Below are 23,344 nucleotides of genomic sequence, written 5' to 3'. Positions count from 1 at the left end.
GTTTCTTTTTTTTGTTTCTTCCACAATGTATCCATTACTAGGGTAAGATTCATACTGTCAGGTACTTTCTAGAAATGATAATATTCTAGTAAAGGCCTGAACGATAGAAAAACAATAATAAAGGCGACAATAGCAAAATGTGAGCTTCGTGTAGTTATTTCCAACTCTGGTAAAAGAGTAGATGACGGATCCTTACTTTCCTAAGTAACGATTGAAAAAGATTTTTATAAGAAAGTAAGGTCTACTCTAGATATTATGGGAAAAAAAAGATATGGTAAGTATGGATATTCTAGACGTGTAGGACCATTAGGTAGTACAGCACCTATAATGGTATCAAACAAGGAGAGCATATTTTTGAATTATTAGGTGATAATGGAATCCTTACTTTAGATTTCATGTATTTAAAAATCAATCTGAAAATTCAATAAATTGTCATTACCATACATAAGATGATTTGTCTGATTATAGGGGGAATATTAGATTAAATAATAATTCATTGCTGAAATGGGGCTAGAAGTAATTGAAAGACTATTTTTTATTTACCTTTGGATGTAATCTTGATCATAGCAATATTGAATATTTAGTAAAAGAAAGGCTAGAATCTTTTGTACGACCAATAATGGTAAATAACAATTGGACCGACCAAAATCCTAAGATAAGAAAAGATTCAAATATACATTTTACGTATGATGTGTATGATGTGAATGACAAAAAACATAATGAAAATTTGTATTACATCAAAGATTATTATATATCGGAAGAACAACTTTTTGGTTTTGAATACTCTTTGAGAAAACTTAAAGGAAATCATATATGGTGCCGTCCTAATACCCGAGGTCACTTTAACATGAAAATTGAAGAAATCGAATATACTGGTCATATATATGTAACTATTAATAATGATATAGAGATACGTTTATTGGACAGGGAAGTGCCAAATTCATTAAGGGGGCAGATTCATTTAGTCCCTGAAAAAGATCAATGGATAGAACTCCCAAGAAGTCTGACAGAAGAGGAAAAAGATAAACGGACACTAAATTGGATAGTAGAAAGTCTGATTAAAGTTGAAAAAATGTAACGATAATTCAATTATCATTAACAAAGCCTTCCTCATAAAGAGAGTGGCTTTTTTAATTTAATAATTGTGTATATATTAATGAATAGTGAAGGACCAAATACATTTCGACCAAATTCTTCAGAGAAACCACTAATACAGTTACCTAACTTACCTCAACAATTCAATTTAACTACAAGCCTTCTCAGCAACAATGAACCCAATATGAAATGAAATTCACAGGCAGTTCAAAGCATATTCATCTCGATTTCACTAATAAGCAGCCATACTAATTCATTAAGTATGGCTGCAACTATTCCTGTTTTGTTCTCTCGGGATGTTATGGGTGGATAATGTTTTATTACTCTTTATATTTCTTTAAGCTCTTCAATACCGACTTCTGACCTTTCCTCTAATGGCCCTCTTAGATGTACAGTAGCTGTTCTTCCATCTTCATTTATATTATCAATCCAAACTGAAGTGCCATTATATCTCACCTCAATGTCAGATGGTGAAGAAAGAATCTGTTTTACACGATTAACATCCACAAAAATCCCTCCCTTATTATTTGTCTAATTATTATTTGAAAAGGTAAATGATTTTATTCTTTTTTAAAAGAAATGCAGATGATAATCTAATAACACCGTCTACAATATAAGAAAATTCCGAAGTATTCATAAGAGTAGATATTATGCTATCAGGTTTATCCTCTAAGAATCCATCTGATGGCTGTGGTATTACATACTCCATAATATGACGTGGTAAGCGTTCTTTTGAAATAATAGAATGATTTTCTGAAATCAGGTATTAAAAAGTAAAATGATACTAAACTTACAAAAAAATCTTGTTATTTAGTAATGAAAGCGCCGCCATTTAATATAATATAAAATATAATTTCAAGATAATTGAGTATAAATTGAAATTATATTTAAGTAATTGATAATAGGAGGATCTATTTGTCTATGGAAGAACGACTGCGTTCATTAACGACTGAATTACGCAATGAAGGTACCATGAACATCGACAGTGTAAATACACTGGAAATTATTACTGCTATTAACAACGAAGATTTAAAAGTGGCAGTAGCCGTACAGGAGGTTTTATTAGATATTAAAACGGCGGTTGAATTTGCTTATGAATCGTTAATGAAAGGAGGAAGACTCATCTACATTGGGGCTGGAACGAGCGGTAGACTTGGTGTTCTTGATGCAGTGGAATGTCCACCGACTTTCAGCACATCACCGGATAAGGTGCTGGGAATAATGGCTGGAGGGGAAAAGTCATTTGTTCGAGCAATTGAAGGAGCAGAGGATAAAGAAGAGTTTGGGAAAAGAGATTTAACAAACGTGGATCTTACAGCTAATGATACGGTTATCGGCATTGCAGCAAGCGGTCGTACTCCTTATGTGAAAGGAGCTTTACATTATGCAAGAAAGGTAGGAGCAAAAACGGTGGCTTTATCGTGCAATAAAAACTCCATCATCACGGAAGTCGCTAATATTGGAATTGAAGTTGAGGTCGGACCCGAAGTTTTAACAGGGTCTACGAGAATGAAAGCGGCAACTGCACATAAAATGGTACTTAATATGATCTCAACAGCTACCATGATTAGAATGGGAAAAGTGTATGAAAATCTGATGGTAGATGTAAATGTAAGCAATCAAAAACTAAAGGATCGTGCAATAAGCATTATACAAACTGTTACGAATGTTGAATATGATATTGCAATGAAAATGCTCGAAAAGGCGAATAATCAGGTTAAACCAGCGATTGTAATGATAAAGACTTCAACAACTTATGATCAATCAACGGAGTTACTAGAAAAAGCGGATGGAGATGTCAGAAAAGCCATCTCGATGCGCGTGGATTAAGGAGAGAAAGCAATGGTTACTGGAGGATTATCCATTATACAGACGATGCTAAGTAAGCTTCCACAATCAGAACAAAAACTAGCAGAATATATCCTACAGAATCCTCATGAGGTAGTGAATAGCACTGTACAGGAGTTGAGCACTTCTGCTCATACAAGCGGGGCTGCTGTGATAAGGTTGTGCAAATCTCTCGGTTTGAAAGGATTTCAAGATTTGAAAATGCGGATTGCTGGGGATTTAATGAAGTCTGTTGAACAGGGTTACCGAGATATTGAGCCTTCAGAATCACTGTATCGGATTGTTGAAAAAACAACCAGTAATACGATTCAGATTATTCGTGACACTTCTGAAATTATCGATCACGATAATCTCAACAATGCAATTAAATTGCTGCTGAACGCTAAAACAGTTCACTTTTGTGGAGTGGGGGCTTCGAATATTGTTGCCGCAGACGCTCAGCAAAAACTGCTTCGAATCAACAAAGGGGCAACTGCCTTTACTGACATGCATTTAGTTGCAACTCTGATTGCCAATGCGGATGAAAATGATATCGTTTTTGCTATTTCATTCTCAGGAGAAACACCTGAAGTTGTCAATATATTAAAACTTGCTAAAGATCGAGGAGTCAAAACGATCGGCCTGACTCATTTTGGTCAAACAACGGTATCTTCTTTGTGTGACGCTTCGCTGTATACATCCTTTTCAAATGAAGCTCCGTTTAGAAGTGCTGCAACATCTTCCCGATTGGCACAGTTATATATGATTGATATTTTATTTTTAGGAATGGCGTCAGAACAGTACGAAGAGACTGTCCAATATATTGATAACACACGGGCAGCCATCCAATCGATGACAGATCGTTATAAATGAACATTCATTTGGAGATTTTGACAAAGGGGGCTTTTGAATGGGCAAGGGGGATAAGTACGCCGATTTAGCACGAGAATTATTAGAAAAGTTAGGTGGGGCATCAAATGTTGTAGGATCTGCACATTGTATGACCAGGCTGCGGGTATCACCAATCGATCGTTCAAAAGTAAACATGGATGAAATTAAAAAAACGGAAGGCGTTCTTGGTGTCATCGAAGAAGAAACGATTCAAATCGTTCTGGGTCCAGGAGTAGTGAACAAGGTGTACGCTGAATTTGAAAAGTTTCTCGCATCATCTGAAGATTTTAATTTAAAAGAAACTGCTACCAAGAACAAATCAGAGATTGATAGGAAAAATGCAAAACCTTTTAAACTATTTTTACGTAGAATTGCGAGTATCTTTATCCCGTTAATTCCTGCATTAGTAGCTTCAGGCCTGATTACAGGGATTACAAAAGCGGTCGTTCAAGCGGGCTGGCTTGCGGGAGATTCACAATTAGCCATTATATTAACTGTTATTGGATCTGGATTATTTGCTTACCTTGGGATTTTAGTTGGGACTAATGCGGCAAAGGAATACGGGGGATCACCTGCACTTGGTGCACTGGCTGGTATCTTGGTTATCAACCCGGCAGTAGGCGACATTTCATTGTTTGGTGAAAACTTGCTCCCAGGACGTGGAGGGTTAATTGGAGTCCTTTTTGCCGCGATTTTTATAGCATTGGTAGAAAAGCAGGTAAGGAAATTCATTCCTCAATCACTGGATATAATGTTGACTCCAACCATCTCTTTACTTATTACAGGGATAGTCACTTACATTGTATTTATGCCGGTAGGAGGATTTTTATCGGATACAATTACAACAGGTTTATTAAATATATTAGATTTCGGTGGAGTTGTAGCTGGATTTGTGCTTGGAGCAACATTCCTACCGCTAGTCATAACTGGTCTGCATCAAGGTTTAACACCTGTTCATCTTGAATTGATCAACGCGATTGGAGACGATCCTCTGCTTCCCATTTTGGCAATGGGTGGAGCTGGCCAAGTAGGTGCGGCATTTGCCATCTATTTCAAAACGAAGAAAGCAAGCCTAAAGCGAGCGATAGGTGGAGGTCTTCCATCAGGAATGCTTGGTATCGGCGAACCTCTTATATTTGGAGTGACATTACCACTCGGTCGTCCTTTCTTAACCGCATGTCTAGGGGCAGGGGTAGGAGGCGCATTTCAAGCTCACTTCGGAATTGCGACCACTGCAATCGGTGTATCTGGATTACCACTTACCTTTTTAGTTCATCCAAACCAAATTGTGCTTTTCTTGGCAGGGTTATTCATTTCCTACGCAGCAGGATTTATTTTTACGTACTTATTTGGATTTAAAGATGAAATGGCGGTTGAATTCAAGTGATTGGAATCTCTTTTTATCTACAAGACCCAGATGCAGAAACACAAATCATTCATGCAGCAAACTTAGGTGTGAAGCGAGCATTTACCTCGCTTCATATTCCTGAAGAAAAAGGTGATCACGTACAAAGAATGGTTGAACTATTAAAGCTTGTAGAGTCATATGAAATGGAAATCCATGCAGATGTCTCATTAAACACGCTTAGTCATTTGGGAATTAGCAATTTTGAGGAGTTATCGTCATTAGGGGTTAAGGGAATTCGCTTGGATGATGGGTTTGACTATGAAACGATAAGATCTTTATCTGAGGTATTTTCTCTTTCGCTAAACGCAAGTACGTTAAAGGAAGATGAACTAATGGCCGCACTTGGGAGCGGAATAAAACCTGATAGACTCATAGCCTGGCATAACTTCTATCCAAGGCGTGAAACGGGTCTCGAGGAAGAATTCTTTCAAAATCAAAATCGAATGTTCAAGAAATATGGGATACCTATTGTTGCTTTTATCCCGGGTTCAGGAAGTAAGCGAGGACCCCTTCATGATGGCCTTCCAACGCTTGAAAAACACAGGTTTATGAATCCTTTTGCTGCCGGAGTTGAACTGTTTCAGCATGTGAATGGAGTATATATTGGAGATCAAGGTGTGGAAAACGATTTGATTGAGAACCTATCCGCGTTTAATGATCGGAATATTCTATCTATTCGCGTGAAGTCTTCCGTTTTGCAAAGCGGTATTTACGATTTGCGGCCAGATGTTTCAAGGGATGTGTATCGGCTACAACATACCCGTGTCACAACACAGGTTAAACCGCAAAATACTGTCGAACGCTACCTTGGTTCCATTACGATGGACAATGATGCATATGGGCGATATCGGGGAGAGGTCCAAATTTGCAGGCGAGATTTAGAAGCAAATCATCGAGTCAATGTGATAGGGCTAGTTATAGAGGAAGATCTTCCTTTGTTAGCACTTCTGGAATCTGGTCAATCCGTAAACCTACAATGTGAAGAATTATATATATAGATTTAGAAATACACAGAAAATAGGTGATCATTTCACTCACTTCAGTTCTTACACTCTATTACACTCACGAACTAAAAGCCCTTGCCCACGAAGTGTTAATTAGCAACTAATGATACAACAAAAGGATTTTCTGTCATTAAGAAAGCTAAGATCCCAGAAAAAGAGCTGGATTTTCCTTGGAAAATAAAAAAGTGAATGAGAAATTGAAAAAGGTGGCTACTGGGATTTCAAGGTGCTGCCTTTATTTTCATAAGAGAGTAGAAATTTGTAAAAAAACGATCATAAGGCTAACAACATTTAGTACACATCATCACACACTTAAGAAGCATTGAAGATAGATGAGGATTCACTGACTTCTTTAGACAGATATTGATTAAAGCTCTTGGAAACCTTTTTACCTACTACTGCTAAGAAAGCCTTTTGAGATTAAAAAGTAAAAAGGAGAATGCCAAAATGAATAAAAAGATATGGGCACCTGCTGGGTTAGCTTTTTCCTTGGCTTTATCCACTCTTGGTGGAATTACATCAGCAAGGGAGTTTGCGGAAGAAAAACCAGTGCCGGATGTTCAGACAACCGTAGAAAATATGTCCATTGAGGAGAAAGTCGGTCAAATGCTCATGCCAGATTTTCGTAATTGGCAAGAACAAGGAGAAAGAAAAGCAACAGGTTTTATAGAAATGAACTCAGAAGTTGCAAGCATCATTGAAAAATATCATTTAGGCGGAGTGATCTTGTTTGCTGAAAATGTTGTAGATACCGAGCAAACGGTACGGCTGACAGATGGTTTACAGAATGCGAGCAGGGATCTTCCACTATTTATAACTATTGATCAGGAAGGAGGAATCGTAACTCGCCTTCAAACAGGAACGAATCTTCCGGGAAATATGGCGCTGGGTGCAACTAGAAATAAGAATTACGCCTATCAGTCTGGAGAAATCATCGGCAAGGAATTGTCCTCTCTTGGTATAAATGTAAATTTTGGACCGGCTGTTGATGTCAATAATAACCCTGGAAATCCAGTTATTGGCGTCCGTTCCTTCAGTTCTGATCCAGATCTTGTATCAAAACTTGGGATTCAAACCATAAAAGGATTGCAAAGTCAGAATATGATAGCAACGACTAAGCATTTCCCTGGTCATGGAGATACGGCGGTTGATAGTCATTATGGTCTTCCCCTTGTCTCGCATAATAAAGAGCGCTTACGTTCTATCGAGTTAGTTCCTTTCCAAAAGGCAATCGATGCTGGAGTAGATATGATGATGACCGCACATGTTCAATTTCCTGCATTCGATGATACTACTTATATCAGTAAAAAAGACGGACAAGAAATTATGGTCCCGGCAACACTGTCACAGAAGGTCATTACTGGTCTTTTACGTGAAGAAATGGGATTTGATGGCGTAGTGGTTACAGATGCATTGAATATGCAAGCCATTGCGGACAATTTTGGACAAGAAGATGCTGTTGTTTTGGCCTTGAAATCGGGTGTTGATATTGCATTGATGCCTGCACAAGTAAACTCGCTTCAAATGGAAAAGAATATAACCTCTGTATTCGATGCAGTGAAGGAAGCCGTGGAAAGTGGTGAAATTCCGCTTGATCAAGTCAATCGTTCTGTAACAAGAATACTTGAGCTAAAAGTGAAAAGAGGGATTCTAAAGCTGGGAAAAGTCGCTGCCGACACCCCAATTGATAAAAAAATATTAAGGGCTCTTCAAGTGGTCGGTAATAAAAATTCTTTGAAAAAAGAAAGGAAAATTGCGGAAGATGCAATCACTCTTTTGAAAAATGAAGATAAAACATTGCCCTTCAAACCTAAGAAAAATGAAAATATTTTAGTTCTTGCTCCTTTTGCCGATCAGATTGAATCTATGTCAAGGAGCATCAATGAATTAGTTGATCAAAAGAGGATAAAGAAAGTCCAAGTTACAGGTATGAGTTTTTCAGAAAAGTCATTCACTATTGAAGTGGCAAGACTCATTGATGAAGCCGACTATGTCATTACTGGGTCCTATATTGTAAAAAACGATCCGGCCGTAAATGATGGAGTGATTGATGACAGTATTCAAGATTCAAGCAAGTGGGCAACAGCCTTTCCAAGAGCGGCCATGAAATATGCACAGAAAAAAGATAAAGGGTTTGTGTTAATGAGTGTAAGAAACCCTTATGATGTTGCCAATTTTGAAGAAGCAAAAGCCGTGATGGTTGTATACGGATTTAAAGGATATTCAAATGGGCGGTATAGGCAGCCAAATATACCGGCAGGCATCGCGACGATCTTTGGAGAATCAAAACCGAGGGGGACGTTGCCAGTGGATATTCCATCCGTGACAAAACCATCCGAAAGCCTTTATAAATTTGGGTATGGATTAGATATTAAATCTGGCAAGCCTATTAAAAAGTAGAGGGGAAACACAATGAAAAGAATTCTTATTATATTCACCATTTGTCTGTTGGCCTTTAGTATAGTTTCCTCTAAAAGTGTTACTGCCGATAAGGAAAAGAAAAAACAAAAGGTCATGCCTGGTATTGAAGTTCTTTTAAAAGATGAGAAGGATGTACTAAAAGGAAAAAAGGTGGGGTTGATTACAAATCCAACAGGAATCGATTCCAAATTAACGAGCATCGTTGATCTGCTGTATGACGATCCGGATATTGAATTAACTGCGTTATATGGACCCGAACATGGGGTTCGTGGAGATGCGCAGGCAGGGGCAAGCGTTGAATTTTATATAGATGAAAAAACAGGATTGCCCGTTTATAGCTTGTATGGTAAAACGAAAAAGCCAACGCCTGAAATGTTAGAAGGTGTAGAGGCTCTTGTCTTTGATATCCAAGATGTCGGAACGCGTTATTACACCTATATTTATACGATGGCCTATGCAATGGAAGCCGCGAAAGAAAATAACATCCCGTTTATCGTGTTAGACAGGCCGAATCCGCAAGGGGGGATATCAGTAGATGGACCAGTACTTGAACCGGAATTCTCATCATTTGTTGGTTTGTATCCGATTCCGCTTAAACATGGGATGACAGTCGGCGAACTCGCTACATTGTTTAATAAAGAGTTTAAAATTGGTGCAGATTTAAAGGTCATTAAAATGAAAGGCTGGAAGCGCTCGATGGATTATGACGAAACTGGGCTTCCATTTGTCTTGCCATCGCCAAATATGCCAACAGTGTCCACTACATTTGTATATCCAGCTACAGGGCTAATTGAGGGAACAAATGTCTCGGAAGGCAGAGGGACGACTAAGCCATTCGAATTAATCGGTGCACCCTATATCAACAGCGATGAACTTGCGGGGAAATTAAATGGACTACGTTTGCCCGGTGTGAAATTTAGGGCTGCCTCTTTTACACCTTCGTTTTCAAAGTATGCAGGTAAACTTAGCCATGGAGTTGAAATCTATGTAACTGATCGTGATGAATTTAGGGCTGTACCAACTGGACTGCACATTATCAAGACCATTCATGATCTTTATCCAGATGATTTCGAATTTCTCGCAGCCAATAATTTCAGTCTATTAATAGGTAATGACTTGGTGAGAACAATGATTAAAGAAGGCTCATCTGTGAATGAAATTATGAAAGAATATCAGCCAGAGCAAGATGCTTTTAAAAAGGTTCGCGCACAGTATTTACTCTATAAATAACCGGAGGAACTTAGAAAAGTCTGTAAGGGCTTTTCTTTTTTTAAATTAAAGGGGTATAACGTTAAGAATTCCCTAGAAATAGACAGTTTATAAAAGAAAAGAAGTTCTAAAAAAGAAGAAACCGCTGTCTAATAGGTGTATAGGGTTATCCTAAATTAATAACTGTCAGGGGGAAAGTGGGATGAAAAAATATCTTCAAAAAATTGGCCGTTCATTGATGTTGCCAGTAGCCGTATTGCCGGCAGCTGCCATTTTAATGGGGATTGGTTATTGGATAGATCCAGCAGGATGGGGAGAGGGAAGTCCGATAGCGGCTTTCTTAATTAAAGCTGGTTCTTCCATCATTGGCAATATGTCTATCTTGTTTGCTGTCGGGGTTGCATTGGGGATGTCGAAAGGAAAAGATGGTTCAGCCGCTTTGAGTGGGTTGGTAGCCTATCTAGTCGTAACGACATTGCTTGCCACAGAATCAGTAGCTATGCTGCAAGGTATTGATGTAGAAAGTGTAAATCCAGCATTTGAGAATATAGAAAATCAATTTGTCGGAATTCTCTCGGGCCTTATAGCTGCTGCTATGTATAATCGGTTTAGTAAGGTCGAGCTGCCGGATGCCCTCGCTTTCTTTAGTGGTAAAAGGCTGGTCCCCATACTGACTGCGGTTATTATGTTACTCGTTTCCCTTATATTATTTTTTGTATGGCCGCTCATCTACTCTTGGTTAGTTAATTTCGGTGAAGCGATAAGTGGATTAGGTGCTGCAGGTGCAGGACTTTATGGATTCTTCAATCGGTTATTGATACCAACGGGTTTACATCATGCATTAAACTCCGTGTTCTGGTTTGATGTAATTGGGCTTAACGATATCGGTAATTTCTGGGCAGGAACTGGAACAAAAGGAACTACAGGCATGTATCAAGCCGGATTCTTCCCTGTCATGATGTTCGGATTGCCTGCCGCGGCACTTGCTATGTACCATTCAGCAAAATCTAAAAAGAAAAAACAAGTGGCGTCATTAATGCTCGCTGCAGGATTTGCTTCATTTTTTACAGGAGTTACAGAACCTCTTGAATTTGCCTTCATGTTTGTAGCACCCGCTCTTTTTGTTGTTCATGCTTTATTAACAGGTATTTCGTTAGCCATTGCTGCATCTTTTCAATGGACAGCAGGTTTTGGTTTTAGTGCAGGCTTTGTTGACTTTGTTTTAAGTTCAAGATTGCCATTGGCAAATGAACCTTATATGCTCCTTCTTCAAGGGTTAGCTTTCGCTGTCATTTACTATTTCTTATTCCGCTTCTTGATCGCAAAGTTTAACTTAATGACTCCAGGGAGGGAGGATGATACAGATGAAGAACTTAATGGTGGAGGAGTAGAGGCAAATGCAAGCAACCATGCTGAGTCAACAGGAAGTAAATTCTTTGGGATGGCTGCTGCGATTTATGAAGGCTTAGGTGGAGACGCTAACGTAATGTCTGTTGACAACTGTATAACCCGTTTGAGAGTAGAAGTGAAGAATATGGGAGCAGTTGATCAAAATAAAATTAAATCCACAGGAGTCGCGGGAATCAATATCGTTGGTCCACATAGCATTCAAGTCGTTGTGGGTACGCAGGTACAATTCGTAGCGGATGAAATTGAAAAGATTCGTAGACAATAGAGCTCCCATTATTAGTTGTTCGAGTAATCCTTCATCTTTCATCTAGAACTGCAAGAACAACTAGTTTACTTGCGAGATTAATAGACAAGGATTATACTCAATGATCAGGAATGAGATCCCGTTCCATACCTGATCGTTTTAGATTATTATAGAAAGCGTTTTAGTAACGAATTATCAAGCCTGAGTACACTTTGATCAAAAAACATTTATTTTGGCTTTTTTAATGAACACTGGGTAGAAATTAGAATAAAACAAATCAATGTTCTATAATATATTAAGGATATTTGTTTGGAGGGTATTGGATGACGTTCGGAGAATAAATTAAGAGATTTAATAATATAATCTCACATAAAATCATTTGAAAGAATTCTTTATTCATACTCTTGCGTAATTTTCGGCTAAAGATGGCTTCAATTGCCAATAACTTCACCAGATATAACCTCCACGTCGTTATACCGCACCCGTAAGCCTGGTGAAACCATAAATATACCTGCTAAAACAAATGCAATTGTGCTTATCAAATGATCTGAGTTTTAAGCATATGTTATCTTTGAAAAATATATATTAAATCCCTTAGTATAGGAGAGATTCTAATGTACCAACCAAAAACCAAAGAAACTGACAGCAGTGTTATCGAGTTTATTGAAAATGTCGACAGCCCCAAAAAGCGTGAGGATGCATATCAATTATTAGATATTTTTACTGAAACGACAGGTTTTATAGCAAAGATGTGGGGACCGAGTATAATTGGATTCGGTACATATCATTATAAATATGAATCTGGTCATGAAGGTGATGCTCCTCTTGTAGGTTTTTCACCTCGAAAAGCAAAAATCAGTTTATATTTTGCTACGGGTGACACAAAACGAGAGGAATTATTAAAGGGCTTTGGAAAACATACTTCCGGAAAAAGTTGTGTTTACATAAATAAAGTAGCAGATATTGATCTTAATGTTTTAAAAGAGTTAATTAACCAATCTGTAAAATTTTTGAGAGAAACCTATCCGAATAAGTAGAGTGAACGTATGTGGATGATTATCCTTTAATTGTTTCAGAAGATCAAGAAAGTGAGAGGAAGCAAAATGAGAAAAATTAAAGTGGGTATAGTTGGATACGGCCTTTCAGGTGCTACATTTCACGCGCCTTTGCTAAGTGTTTTAGAGCAGTTTGAAATAGCGAAAGTAGTAAGCTCTAAAAAGGAAAAAGTGCAGCAGGATTTGAAGCACGTGGCAGTAGTAAGTAGCTTAGAAGAAGTTTTAGAAGATGTAGCGATTGATTTAGTAGTTATTACGACACCAAGCGGTTTGCATTATGAAATGGCTAAACAAAGTTTACTTGCTGGAAAACATGTTATCTTGGAAAAGCCGATGGTAGTAGAAACATGGGAGGCAGAGGAGCTCATACAGATTGCTGAGGAAAAGGAGCTTCTTTTAAGTATCTATCATAACAGAAGATGGGATAATGATTTTTTGACAATTAAAAAACTTATGAATGATGGTGTACTTGGAGAAATCAATACATATCAGGTCCATTATGATCGCTTCAGACCAGTGGTTAGAGATAGGTGGAGAGAAAAGCAGGGTCCAGGAGCTGGCATGCTATATGATTTGGGCTCACATCTAATTGATCAAGCCTTACATTTATTTGGTTGGCCACAATTCGTATGGGCAGATGTTTTTGCGCAAAGAGAGAATGCAGAAACGGATGATTATTTTCATGTTATTTTAGGGTACGAAAAGCTGCGAGTGATATTGCATTCAGGGTCAATCGTTCCGATTAATGGACCGCGGTTTCAGGTACATGGAAGTAAAGGAACTTTTATTAAATATGGGCTTGATGGACAAGAGGCTGCGCTAAGTGAGGGGAAAAAGCCTATAGATAACTCTTGGGGTGCAGATAATCCTCAATTCTATGGTCAGTTGGTTACGATTGATGGAGAAAAAGAGAAACATGAAACAATACAAACTTTACATGGATCTTATTTAACATATTATAAAGAAATTGCAGAAAGTATATTTGAGGGGAAAAAGGCTCCTGTCACATCGGAAGAGGGGCTATCCGTCATTAAGATCATTGATACAGCGTTGGAAAGCAGTCAAGGGAAAAAAGCTATATATGTTAATTGAAATACTTTGTTGTCCCATTGAATTCTTTTTCTCTTTTTGCATCAAAATGAAATCAGAAGATGAAAATAATAGGCGACCTTGTTTTTCCAAAAGGAATAAACAGGTTGCTTTTTACTGCTGTCGATAAAGCAGGAACTTTAGGTTAGTGTTAGTTCCAAGGGTTTTAATTTCCTAGTGGTCCTTACATATCAAGATAAAGTTACATGAAGGGAAATCAATTTTGGGGAACATTTTTCAAAGTGTATTAAATTATGGAGGTATTTATGAATTCTTATATTCAAGAACTGGTTAATGTATATTCAAAACACACTGATGTGGAATATGCAGAATGGTCTAAAAAATATTTGAGGAACCAATTTGAATTTTTGGGGATTCGATCCCCTATTCGTCGAACATTAACTAAACAGTTTCTGAAGGAACACGGATTGCCAACGGAAAGTAATCGTAAAGATATCATTCTTATGCTTTGGGACCTCCCAGAAAGGGAATACCAAAAAGCAGCCCTTGATATTCTTGAAAAGGAAAAAAAGAACCTCTGCCCTGAGGATATGCCTTGGTTAGTCAATTTGATTGTAAGTAAGTCATGGTGGGATACAGTAGATGTACTTTCTCCTCATATCATGGGCTATATGTTTTCAACTTATCCTAAACTTATTCCTCAATACTCCGATTTGTGGATTGAAGATGAGAATATTTGGTTGCAAAGATCAGCGATATTATATCAACTACAATACAAAGGCGGAACGGATGAAGAACGTCTATTCCGTTACATAATAAGACGAGCAAATAGCGATGAATTCTTTGTTCAAAAGGCAATTGGTTGGGTGTTACGTGAATATGCAAAAACTAACCCCGAGAGCGTGAAATCATTTGTTTTAAATCATCAATTAAAACCTCTTAGCAAGAGAGAAGCGCTAAAACATCTAACTTAAAATGAAATATTTTTGAATAATAAAGAGAGACTTCAAAGGTGAGGAGCTTCCCTTATTTTCAATAATACATAAATTTAACAATACCCCGAATAGTTGCTACTATTCGGGGTATTGTTAAAAATATATACATTATCTTTTATCGTAGCTCTACGATAATGCCTTCGCATGAAGGGATTTCTTTTGCCAAGCCATTGTAATCATTAAAGTTAGGATCAAGAGTAAGAGTCCTAAAATGAAAGGATAGGTAATTTGAACATCATACATCATTCCGGCAAGAGTGGGTCCAAGCACATTTCCAATGCTCATATATGCATTATTCATACCCATCGCAAATCCCTGCTCATTCCCCGCCATCTTAGAAATCAGTGTGTTTAAGACTGGTCGAAGGATGGAGGTAGAAAGGAAGATGATGAGAGAGATTCCAAAGAAAATTAGGTAACTTGAAGCAAAAAGTGAAAGAAGGAATCCTATGGCTGCGACGCTAATAAAGATAATTAGCACACTTACCTCCCCAAAACGACGAACAATCCGGTCGACAACAAAGAGTTGAACGATTACGCTGACGATACCAGTAGCTGTAACCATTGTTGCGATGTCCTTAGGTGTTGAATTAAATTGATTGTCAAGATAAAGGCCGATAACAGATTCATATGCCATTAATCCAAAGCTCATCACAAGTGTAATGATAAGAGGAATGAAATAGGGCATTTTTACAGACAAGGCAATTTTGCGAACCATCGATTCGTTATTTGCCATGTCCATACCTTGTGAAGCTTGTTTCGTTTCGCTTTCCTTTAAAACAAAAATAGAAAATATTACTGCGACGAGTGATACTAGCGCAGAAATCAAAAATGGAAATTTTAAGCCAAAGTCAGCTAAAAATCCACCAATTCCTGGGCCAACAACGATCCCTAGGGACATGGCGACAGACACTAAACTATTGCCTTTAGCCCGTTGATCGAAAGTGGTGATATCAGCAACATAAGCAAATATTGCTGGTACAAGCAAAGCAGCCCCGACCCCACCGACAACCCGAGAAGCATACAGTAGCCAAATGGAATTAACAGCATAAAAAATAAACATGGAAATAGTCAAACCAATTAATCCATATATAATCATTTTTCTACGACCAAATTGATCAGTCCATTTTCCGGCAATTGGCGAAAAGATAAGTTGTGCACCTGCGAAAATGGCAATCATTAGCCCAGCAGCAGTTCCACCTTGATTAATGGAAGCCAGGTATGCAGGTAAGATTGGAATAATAATACCGAAGCTTCCTATTGCAATAAACATATTGATCATAAGGATAATTATCTTTTTACGTTGTTCTGCTGACATAAACAGCCTCTCTTTCTCTTTTAAATATCAATAACCAATTTAATTCGTATGGTTAATTTTTTGACACGTTAATTATGTTATAGTTTTAGATAGATAGTTGTCAATAAGAAAGGATTGTCTAATATGTATTCGAGTGAATTATATAATTTACATAATGCGATTAAAGAGCTTAGTAGTCTCTCACAGGAATTAATTGAGCCGTTATTAGTTAAATACGATTTAACTTCCGTGCAATATCACGCATTACAATTAATTGTCTTAAAGGAATCCATAGCTGTTAAAAATGTTTCAAATCATTTGAAAATTAAGCCTGCAGCAGGGACAGCGTTAATTGACCGGCTTGAACGGAAGAATCTAATTGAAAGAGTTCACAGTGAGGATGATCGACGTGTCGTTTATATTAAATCCACCGTAAATGGTAGAGAAACCTATCATTCTATCAATAAGTGCTTCGCAAATATTTTTCAAGATTTTTATAGTGTATTAAATGAAGAAGAAACCCAACGACTTAAACAAATCGTGGGAAAACTAACCGAACATGTATCGTCACGTATAGAGAACAACCTATAGAAAAAAGTCAGAGGAAAGTTGAATGGTTTTTTAGTAGCCTCAACTGAACAATATTATGCAAGCTTAGTCAACTTGATGTCATCATCATCTTAAGCTTTGTACAAGAAAAACCACTATAAAAGCAGTGAATTTCGCAATAATCTCACTGCTTTAACTATTCTATGAGATGTCAGCGGATAATCGGCGATCAATCCATTGTTTACACCGAGTAGAAAAACAATTAAAACAAAAACCCTCTAGACTTTCTTCACCTCTCATCTGCTTCTAGTAACAACTGAAACTTCTCCTTGCAGACTCATAATCTGTTACCTCTAAGAATTTTTTTACTATTAAGCCTAATGTAGCAATAGAGAAAATAATCCCTTATAAATCGTTTTGTTAGTAAGCTTTCAAATAGAAAAGACTAGTATAAGATTCTCTTTAAATGCTTACTGATTTGAAGTGAGTGGCTAACTATTTATGGAAATAATTTTTTTGTTTTGTCGGGTGACATTTCTTAATTAGAACATTGACGAAACTAGTAGAGGTAAGTATACTGAATTTTACAAATATTCAGGCAAATAAATGTTAAAAAAAGGAGTTGTTTATGATGTTTTCCCCATTAACCCCAATGGACTGGAAGCGTAGGGCGGTGAAATATTATCCGAATAAAGTGGCTGTCATTGATGATGAGAAGGAGTTTACATATAAGGAATTTGGGCAGCGAGTAGATCAACTTTCTATGGCTTTAAATAAAGCGGGTATAGAAGAAGGTGACCATGTTGCAGTGATGTTGCCAAACACTCATTATATGTTGGAATGCTTCTATGGTATTTGTCAAATGGGTGCGGTAATGGTGCCTTTGAATTACCGTCTCTCAGCTGAGGACCTGGAGTATATTATCAGTCACAGTGATTCAAAAATGTTAGTCGTCGATGAAGAATTTATTGCTCCGATTGAGAAGATCGTTCATAAACTTGCCTTGGATAAAATCATTATGGTATCTGTTACAGGGCATAAAACATCTTTAAATGGTATAGATTATGAGAACTTTATTCAACAAGCTAAAGATTTTGATTTTGAAGCACAGCCAGAGGTTGTAATCGATGAAAATCAGCTTCTGACTTTAAATTATACGAGTGGAACGACTTCAAAACCAAAAGGGGTTATGTTAACTCATCGTGGAAATTACATTAACGCTGCAAATTTCATGTATCATCTTGGAGTAAAACATGATGATGTGTATCTTCATACCTTACCAATGTTTCACGCAAATGGGTGGGGGGTGTTTGGGCGGTTACGAGTCGCTGGTGGTACTCATGTATGTTTAAGAAAAGTTGATCCTCCTCTTATTCTGGACTTATTTGAAAATCAAAATATTACATTGTTATGTGGAGCACCTACTGTCGTCAATATGCTTGTGAATGATCCGAAAGCAAAAGAAACTAATATCAAGATGCGTCCACGTATGGCGACAGCTGGTGCTCCTCCAGCTGCGGCTCTTATTCATAAAGCACAAGATATTCTTGGTTTAAATATGATCCATGTGTATGGATTAACAGAAACTTCACCTTTCATTCTTTATAACGAGTGGAAGGATGAATTTGAATCTAAATCGCTTGACGAACAAGCAACAATTAAGGCAAGACAAGGAATAGAATTGGTTTTTAACGGGGAAACAAAAGTTGTTAATCAAGATGGAGAAGAAGTCGCTTGGGATGGGAAGGAATTAGGAGAAATCATTACCCGCGGCAATGTTGTGATGGATGGGTATTATAAGGATCCGGAAAAGACTGCCGAAGCAATTAGAGGTGGATGGTTTTATACTGGGGATTTGGCAGTAACCTATCCTGATGGATATATTGAAATACAGGACAGGGCTAAGGATTTAATCATTTCCGGAGGAGAAAATATTTCTTCTACAGAGGTTGAAGGGGTGTTGTATAAACATCCAGATGTATTAGAAGTGGCTGTTATTGCCGTTCCAGATGAGAAATGGGGAGAAACTCCTAAGGCAATCATTGTGCTGCATTCCAATGCGAATGTGACTGAAGAAGAAGTTATTAATTACTGCCGGTCTCAAATGGCTCACTTTAAAGCACCTAGATTAGTAGAATTTGTGGAATCTTTACCAAAAACAGCAACTGGAAAACTGCAAAAATATCGTTTGAGAGAAATACATTGGAAAGGATCGAAGAAGGTAAATTAAAGGCTTTCTCACTTGTTTTTCAGATAAACGGTTATTATCAACTGTTTCTAAATACTAAGATTATTGTATGTAATATAGCGGTTCTAAAAGGATCTTCTAATTGAAGATCCTTTTTTAGTGCTTTTAAGACCTGTTAAGACACCCTAATCTAACATTTTAGAAACTTCATTCACATTCCATGAAATAAATAGAATTGGTACATTGAAATTTTTTTCTTGCGTTGGGGAAATTCAGTTTTTCATAAGGCAGGAATTGAAAAAACGTCAGCAAAGTAAATGGGTTAAGTTAAGGAGTCCAACAATGGCTTAAACCACAAATTTGTATTTAGCTCCATCAGTTTAAACAAATATGTGGTTTTCACTGTTTATGGGATTTAACTTCCTTCTGCATTAAAAAGCCCTGTCAAACCTTCGTTATTCTTTATACCTAATTATTATTAATAATGTCCACTTATAGCTAGGGACCTATGTTTAAGAGAAAAAATTTTTTTCAAGTATTATCAGGCGACAACTTACGCATAATTAGAACTTGAAAATGCCTCCGAAAAAATATAAAACTAAACATTATAACGTTATATTGATTAATCCAGAAAAATGTGATAATCTATTTTTGTAAAGTGAAATAAATAACTACTTATAAGAGTTGTAAACGTATACAAAATCGCTATTTAACAATCTTTAGGGCGTACCGAAAAGGATGAGTGAAATGACAGGTAGGTTCGTACTACAAAATGTAAAAATGGTAGAGGGAAATGCTGCAGATATCATATTGGAAAATAGAAAAATTGTAGAAATTGTTCCGCCCGGAACTGGAATCGGCGAAAAAGTAATGGACTACAAACACAAAGTATTTGTTTCCAGCGGCTGGATTGATATGCATGTACATGCCTTTCCCGAATTCGATCCGTATGGAGACGATGTTGACGAGATTGGTTATAAAACAGGTGTAACAACGATTATAGATGCTGGCAGTACTGGAGCAGACCGCTTACCAGACTTGGTTAGTAGTTGTAAAAATTCCAAAACGAATGTATTCGCCTTCCTAAATATTTCACGAATCGGATTGAAGCGAATCGATGAGTTATCAGATATATCTTGGCTAAACGAAGAAAAATTAAAAAAGGCCATTGCCGAAAATAGAGACTTTATCATAGGTCTTAAAGCAAGAATTAGTAAAAGTGTGGTTGGTACAAATGGTGTTGAACCATTAAAAATTGCTAGAAAATTTTCTGAAGATACTGATTTACCTCTTATGGTCCATATCGGTTCAGGACCACCTGATATAAAAGAGGTCCTTGAATTACTTGAGGAAAAAGACATTATTACACATTACTTAAATGGGAAAGCTAATAATTTATTTGATGATAAAGGAAAGCCTCTACCTGAGTTCAGTCAGGCTATTGAACGGGGTGTTCATTTAGATGTTGGTCACGGAACTGCAAGTTTTTCTTTCCCAACAGCAGAAACTGCGAAAAAGTGTGGTATCCACTTCAATACAATTAGTACGGATATATACCGGAGAAATCGATTGAATGGCCCTGTTTTTAGTATGGCAAATGTTCTTTCTAAATTTTTGTATTTGGGATATCCGCTAAAAGAGGTAATTGATGCGGTTACTATTAATGCATCAGAGTGGTTAAAGAAACCAGAGCTGGGAAGGATTTCTGTGGGAGATATCGCGAACCTCACATTATTCTCAATTGAGAATGAATCGACCCCTTTACTGGATTCCGAGGGCGAAAAGCGAGTAGCAGAACAAAGAGTTGATGTAAAAGGAGTGGTTATAAATGGAGAATTCATTGAATGCTAAATATGGTTTGAAAAGAGTTATTAATGCAAGCGGAAGAATGAGCATATTAGGTGTTTCTGCCCCTACAGATACGGTAATGGATGCCATGAAAACTGGCGGTCAAAATTACGTTGAAATCTCAGATTTGGTTGATAAGGCAGGACAACATATTGCGCAATTGCTTCAATCTGAAGCAGCGGTTGTCGTAAACTCAGCATCAAGCGGAATTGCCCTTTCAGTAGCCGCTATTGTAACAGAAGGAAACAGAAGGAAAAGCGAAAGACTTCATCAAGAACCTATTCAAAAGAATGAAGTCATAATGCTGAAAGGCCATAACGTTCAATATGGGGCGCCGGTAGAAACCATGATTTACCTGGGTGGAGGAAAATTGGTTGAAGTAGGGTATGCAAATGAAGGGAAGGCAGAGCATATTGCGGATGCCATTAATGAAAATACAGCGGCCATTTTATTCGTAAAATCACATCATGCTGTTCAAAAAAATATGATTTCAGTTGAAGAAGCCTGGGAAGTGGCCAAAGCGAATAACGTACCACTAATCGTTGATGCTGCGGCGGAAGAGGATTTAGGAAAATATGTAAAGGTTTCGGATTTAGCCATTTATAGCGGATCTAAAGCGATTGAGGGTCCGACATCAGGTATCGTTGCTGGGAAGAAAAAATATATCGAATGGTTAAAGGTTCAATTACACTGTATTGGACGGAGTATGAAGGTCGGTAAGGAAACAACATTTGGATTGCTTCAGGCATTGGATGAGTATTTTATCAAAACAGACAATAGTGAAAAAGAAAAAGCTAGTTTACAAGTTCTCACATCACTTGAATCAATTGACGGTGTAAAAGTAGTGATTGTACAGGATGAAGCTGGACGAGCAATCTATAGAGCACGCATTCATATTAATCCTGTGATTACGGATACAACTGCGAAGGAAGTTAATGATAAGCTGAGAAATGGAGTTATTGCTATTTATACCCGTGATTACGGAGTTCGCCAGGGCTTTTTCGATATTGATCCACGACCATTGCAAGGTGATGATATATTCGTCATTGAAGCTCAATTAAAAGCCATCTTAGGAGGAAACAAAGAATGACTAACATAAACAAACGTTTTCTAAATAATCGTGTAGCTTTAAATGTTCTCGCTAATAGTGTAGAAAATGCAGTAGAAGTTTTTGAAGCTGCCGAAGGGCATGTATTAGTTGGGGTACTTTCGAAAGATTATCCTACTGTAGAGGCTAGTGTTACAGCGATGAAGGAATACGGGGCTGCTATTGATGAAGCTGTTTCGATTGGATTAGGTGCTGGAGATAATAAGCAGGCAGCCGTCGTTGCTGAAATTGCCAAATACTACCCTGGTAGTCATATTAATCAAGTCTTCCCTGCCGTAGCTGCGACAAGGGCCAATTTAGGAGAGAAGGATAGTTGGATAAATTCCCTGGTTTCCCCAACAGGTAAAGTAGGTTACGTTAATATCTCTACCGGCCCTGTAAGTGCTGAAGCTAGTGATCTTGCGATTGTACCTATCAAAGCTGCGATTGCCTTAGTCCGTGATATGGGAGGAAATGCATTGAAATACTTCCCGATGAAAGGGCTAAAGCATGAAGAAGAGTATCGTGCGGTTGCAAAAGCTTGTGGTGAAGAAGGGTTTGCTTTAGAACCAACTGGTGGTATTGATTTAAATAATTTTGAGACTATATTAGAAATCGCATTAGAAGCAAAAGTGCCTAAAGTTATTCCTCATATCTATTCTTCTATTATTAATAAAGAGACTGGAAAAACAAATGAGGAGGATGTACGGAAATTATTAGCCATAACAAAAAAATTGGTTGATAGACATGCGTAAACAGATTGTAGCTTTCGGAGAAGTAATGATGCGTTTGCAGGTGCCAGGATATGAATTACTGACACAGGCTAACACCTTACAATACTCTTTTTCAGGCACAGGAGTTAACGTTGCTTCTGCGATGACAAAGCTTGGGCATGATGGATACCTTGTTACAAAACTACCTGATAATCCTCTAGGAGATGCAGCGATTTCTTCCTTGCAACGCTTAGGAATTAGCCGGAATTTCATTACTAGAGGCGGCAAATACTTGGGAATGTACTTTTTGGAAAATGGCTTTGGACAACGAACGAGCCGTGTCACTTACTCCAATCGTCTGGAAAGCAGCTTTAATACAGCGTCATTGTCTGATTATGATATTGAAGTGATTGCAGAAAATACAGATATCATCCACTTTTGTGGGATTACCCTTGCAATGGCGGATAATGTGCGTGAAAGTATGAAAGTGCTTGCTAAAAAAGTAAAAGAAAAAGGCGGAATAGTTTGTTTTGATTGTAATTACCGCCCCTCCTTATGGGAGGGTGGTTACAATAAAGCAAAATCTCATTATGAAGAAATGCTTGCGTTGTCTGATATTGTCATGATGAATGAAAAAGATGCCATTTATGTTTTAGGGATGGAGGCAGTGAGTACCTTAAGAGAAGAACAGCTTAGAGAGCTAATTCCTAAAGTTGCTAAAACCTTCAATATTCACTCGATAGCTGGCACTCATCGTTCGATTAATAGTGACAATACCCATTCTTTACGCGGGTACATGTATAAAGATCAAATGTTTTACTTTTCTGAAAACAACTCTTTTTCTGTATATGATAGAATTGGTGCAGGTGATGCTTATACCAGCGGGATCTTACATGGCCAATTGGCAGGCTTTTCACCTGAGAAAACTGTCCGGTTTGCAGCAGCAGCAGGAATGTTGGCATGCACGATTGTCGGGGATACCCCAATGTCAACGGAAAATGAGATACTGTCAGCTATGGCAGGGGAAATGGAAGATATAAAGAGATAAGGGTAG

At 37.7% G+C, this 23,344-nt stretch carries 19 protein-coding genes; 17 read left to right on the top strand and 2 right to left on the bottom strand.

What is annotated here, in order from left to right; translation table 11 throughout:
• Positions 1–520: 520 nt before the first annotated feature.
• Entirely contained in the window at positions 521–1,078 is a 558-nt protein-coding gene (locus JFU24_RS03665) for a hypothetical protein (protein WP_201224687.1), read from the top strand.
• Between the two features lie 344 nt (positions 1,079–1,422).
• Here the strand turns inward: JFU24_RS03665 and JFU24_RS03660 are convergent, their stop codons facing one another.
• Positions 1,423–1,602: an H-type small acid-soluble spore protein gene (locus JFU24_RS03660; RefSeq protein ID WP_201180743.1), complete on the bottom strand. Its 180-nt coding sequence runs from the start codon at positions 1,600–1,602 to the stop codon at positions 1,423–1,425.
• A 408-nt stretch (positions 1,603–2,010) separates the two neighbouring features.
• Between JFU24_RS03660 and murQ the strand changes: the two genes are divergently transcribed.
• The 10 genes from murQ to JFU24_RS03610 all read left to right on the top strand — a co-directional run bounded on the left by murQ (position 2,011) and on the right by JFU24_RS03610 (position 14,588).
• A complete protein-coding gene (gene murQ / locus JFU24_RS03655; RefSeq protein WP_397443430.1) occupies positions 2,011–2,925 on the top strand; it encodes an N-acetylmuramic acid 6-phosphate etherase in 915 nt (304 codons plus the stop codon).
• A 12-nt stretch (positions 2,926–2,937) separates the two neighbouring features.
• The gene (locus tag JFU24_RS03650) at positions 2,938–3,795 is read left to right on the top strand and encodes a MurR/RpiR family transcriptional regulator (protein ID WP_201224685.1); all 858 of its coding nucleotides are present in this window, start codon (positions 2,938–2,940) and stop codon (positions 3,793–3,795) included.
• Between the two features lie 37 nt (positions 3,796–3,832).
• Positions 3,833–5,200: a PTS transporter subunit EIIC gene (locus JFU24_RS03645; RefSeq protein WP_201180741.1), complete on the top strand. Its 1,368-nt coding sequence runs from the start codon at positions 3,833–3,835 to the stop codon at positions 5,198–5,200.
• Positions 5,197–6,219, top strand: a complete 1,023-nt coding sequence (locus tag JFU24_RS30975) for a MupG family TIM beta-alpha barrel fold protein (protein WP_201224683.1) — start codon at positions 5,197–5,199, stop codon at positions 6,217–6,219. Before JFU24_RS03645 ends, JFU24_RS30975 begins: the two co-directional genes overlap by 4 nt.
• Positions 6,220–6,672: 453 nt before the next feature.
• Positions 6,673–8,625, top strand: coding sequence for a glycoside hydrolase family 3 protein (locus tag JFU24_RS03635; protein ID WP_201224681.1), 1,953 nt, complete (start codon positions 6,673–6,675; stop codon positions 8,623–8,625).
• Positions 8,626–8,637: 12 nt separating this feature from the next.
• Positions 8,638–9,876 carry an exo-beta-N-acetylmuramidase NamZ family protein gene (locus tag JFU24_RS03630; RefSeq protein WP_201249524.1) on the top strand — a complete coding sequence of 413 codons (1,239 nt, stop codon included), beginning with the start codon at positions 8,638–8,640 and terminating at the stop codon, positions 9,874–9,876.
• 181 nt (positions 9,877–10,057) lie between these two features.
• Positions 10,058–11,530, top strand: a complete 1,473-nt coding sequence (gene nagE, locus JFU24_RS03625) for an N-acetylglucosamine-specific PTS transporter subunit IIBC (RefSeq protein WP_201249523.1) — start codon at positions 10,058–10,060, stop codon at positions 11,528–11,530.
• 593 nt (positions 11,531–12,123) lie between these two features.
• Entirely contained in the window at positions 12,124–12,546 is a 423-nt protein-coding gene (locus JFU24_RS03620) for a DUF1801 domain-containing protein (protein WP_201224679.1), read from the top strand.
• A 66-nt stretch (positions 12,547–12,612) separates the two neighbouring features.
• Complete coding sequence (locus JFU24_RS03615) at positions 12,613–13,656, top strand: oxidoreductase (RefSeq protein WP_201249522.1); 1,044 nt, start codon at positions 12,613–12,615, stop codon at positions 13,654–13,656.
• 263 nt (positions 13,657–13,919) lie between these two features.
• The gene (locus JFU24_RS03610; RefSeq protein ID WP_201180734.1) at positions 13,920–14,588 is read left to right on the top strand and encodes a DNA alkylation repair protein; all 669 of its coding nucleotides are present in this window, start codon (positions 13,920–13,922) and stop codon (positions 14,586–14,588) included.
• A gap of 147 nt (positions 14,589–14,735) precedes the next feature.
• Here JFU24_RS03610 and JFU24_RS03605 read toward each other — a convergent pair whose 3' ends face one another.
• Positions 14,736–15,932, bottom strand: a complete 1,197-nt coding sequence (locus JFU24_RS03605; RefSeq protein ID WP_342214735.1) for an MFS transporter — start codon at positions 15,930–15,932, stop codon at positions 14,736–14,738.
• 117 nt (positions 15,933–16,049) lie between these two features.
• On the opposite strand from JFU24_RS03605, the gene JFU24_RS03600 reads away from it, so the two are divergent.
• The 6 genes from JFU24_RS03600 to JFU24_RS03575 all read left to right on the top strand — a co-directional run bounded on the left by JFU24_RS03600 (position 16,050) and on the right by JFU24_RS03575 (position 23,338).
• On the top strand, positions 16,050–16,496 hold the full coding sequence (locus JFU24_RS03600; RefSeq protein WP_201249520.1) for a MarR family winged helix-turn-helix transcriptional regulator: 447 nt from the start codon (positions 16,050–16,052) through the stop codon (positions 16,494–16,496).
• A gap of 589 nt (positions 16,497–17,085) precedes the next feature.
• The gene (locus JFU24_RS03595) at positions 17,086–18,684 is read left to right on the top strand and encodes a long-chain-fatty-acid--CoA ligase (protein WP_201249519.1); all 1,599 of its coding nucleotides are present in this window, start codon (positions 17,086–17,088) and stop codon (positions 18,682–18,684) included.
• A gap of 705 nt (positions 18,685–19,389) precedes the next feature.
• Positions 19,390–20,493 (top strand): amidohydrolase/deacetylase family metallohydrolase, encoded by a 1,104-nt coding sequence (locus tag JFU24_RS03590; protein ID WP_201224674.1) that lies wholly within the window; start codon positions 19,390–19,392, stop codon positions 20,491–20,493.
• Positions 20,471–21,580, top strand: coding sequence for a DgaE family pyridoxal phosphate-dependent ammonia lyase (locus JFU24_RS03585; protein WP_201249518.1), 1,110 nt, complete (start codon positions 20,471–20,473; stop codon positions 21,578–21,580). Before JFU24_RS03590 ends, JFU24_RS03585 begins: the two co-directional genes overlap by 23 nt.
• Complete coding sequence (dagF, locus tag JFU24_RS03580) at positions 21,577–22,332, top strand: 2-dehydro-3-deoxy-phosphogluconate aldolase (protein ID WP_201180728.1); 756 nt, start codon at positions 21,577–21,579, stop codon at positions 22,330–22,332. The genes JFU24_RS03585 and dagF overlap by 4 nt, the downstream gene beginning before the upstream one ends.
• Positions 22,325–23,338, top strand: coding sequence for a sugar kinase (locus JFU24_RS03575; protein WP_201249517.1), 1,014 nt, complete (start codon positions 22,325–22,327; stop codon positions 23,336–23,338). Before dagF ends, JFU24_RS03575 begins: the two co-directional genes overlap by 8 nt.
• Positions 23,339–23,344: the final 6 nt, after the last annotated feature.

Source organism: Peribacillus sp. TH27, from assembly GCF_016650915.1.
Classification (GTDB): Bacteria; Bacillota; Bacilli; order Bacillales; family DSM-1321; genus Peribacillus; species Peribacillus butanolivorans.
Note: the sequence above shows the minus strand (reverse complement) of the source record. Positions and strands in the feature narration are given on the sequence as shown.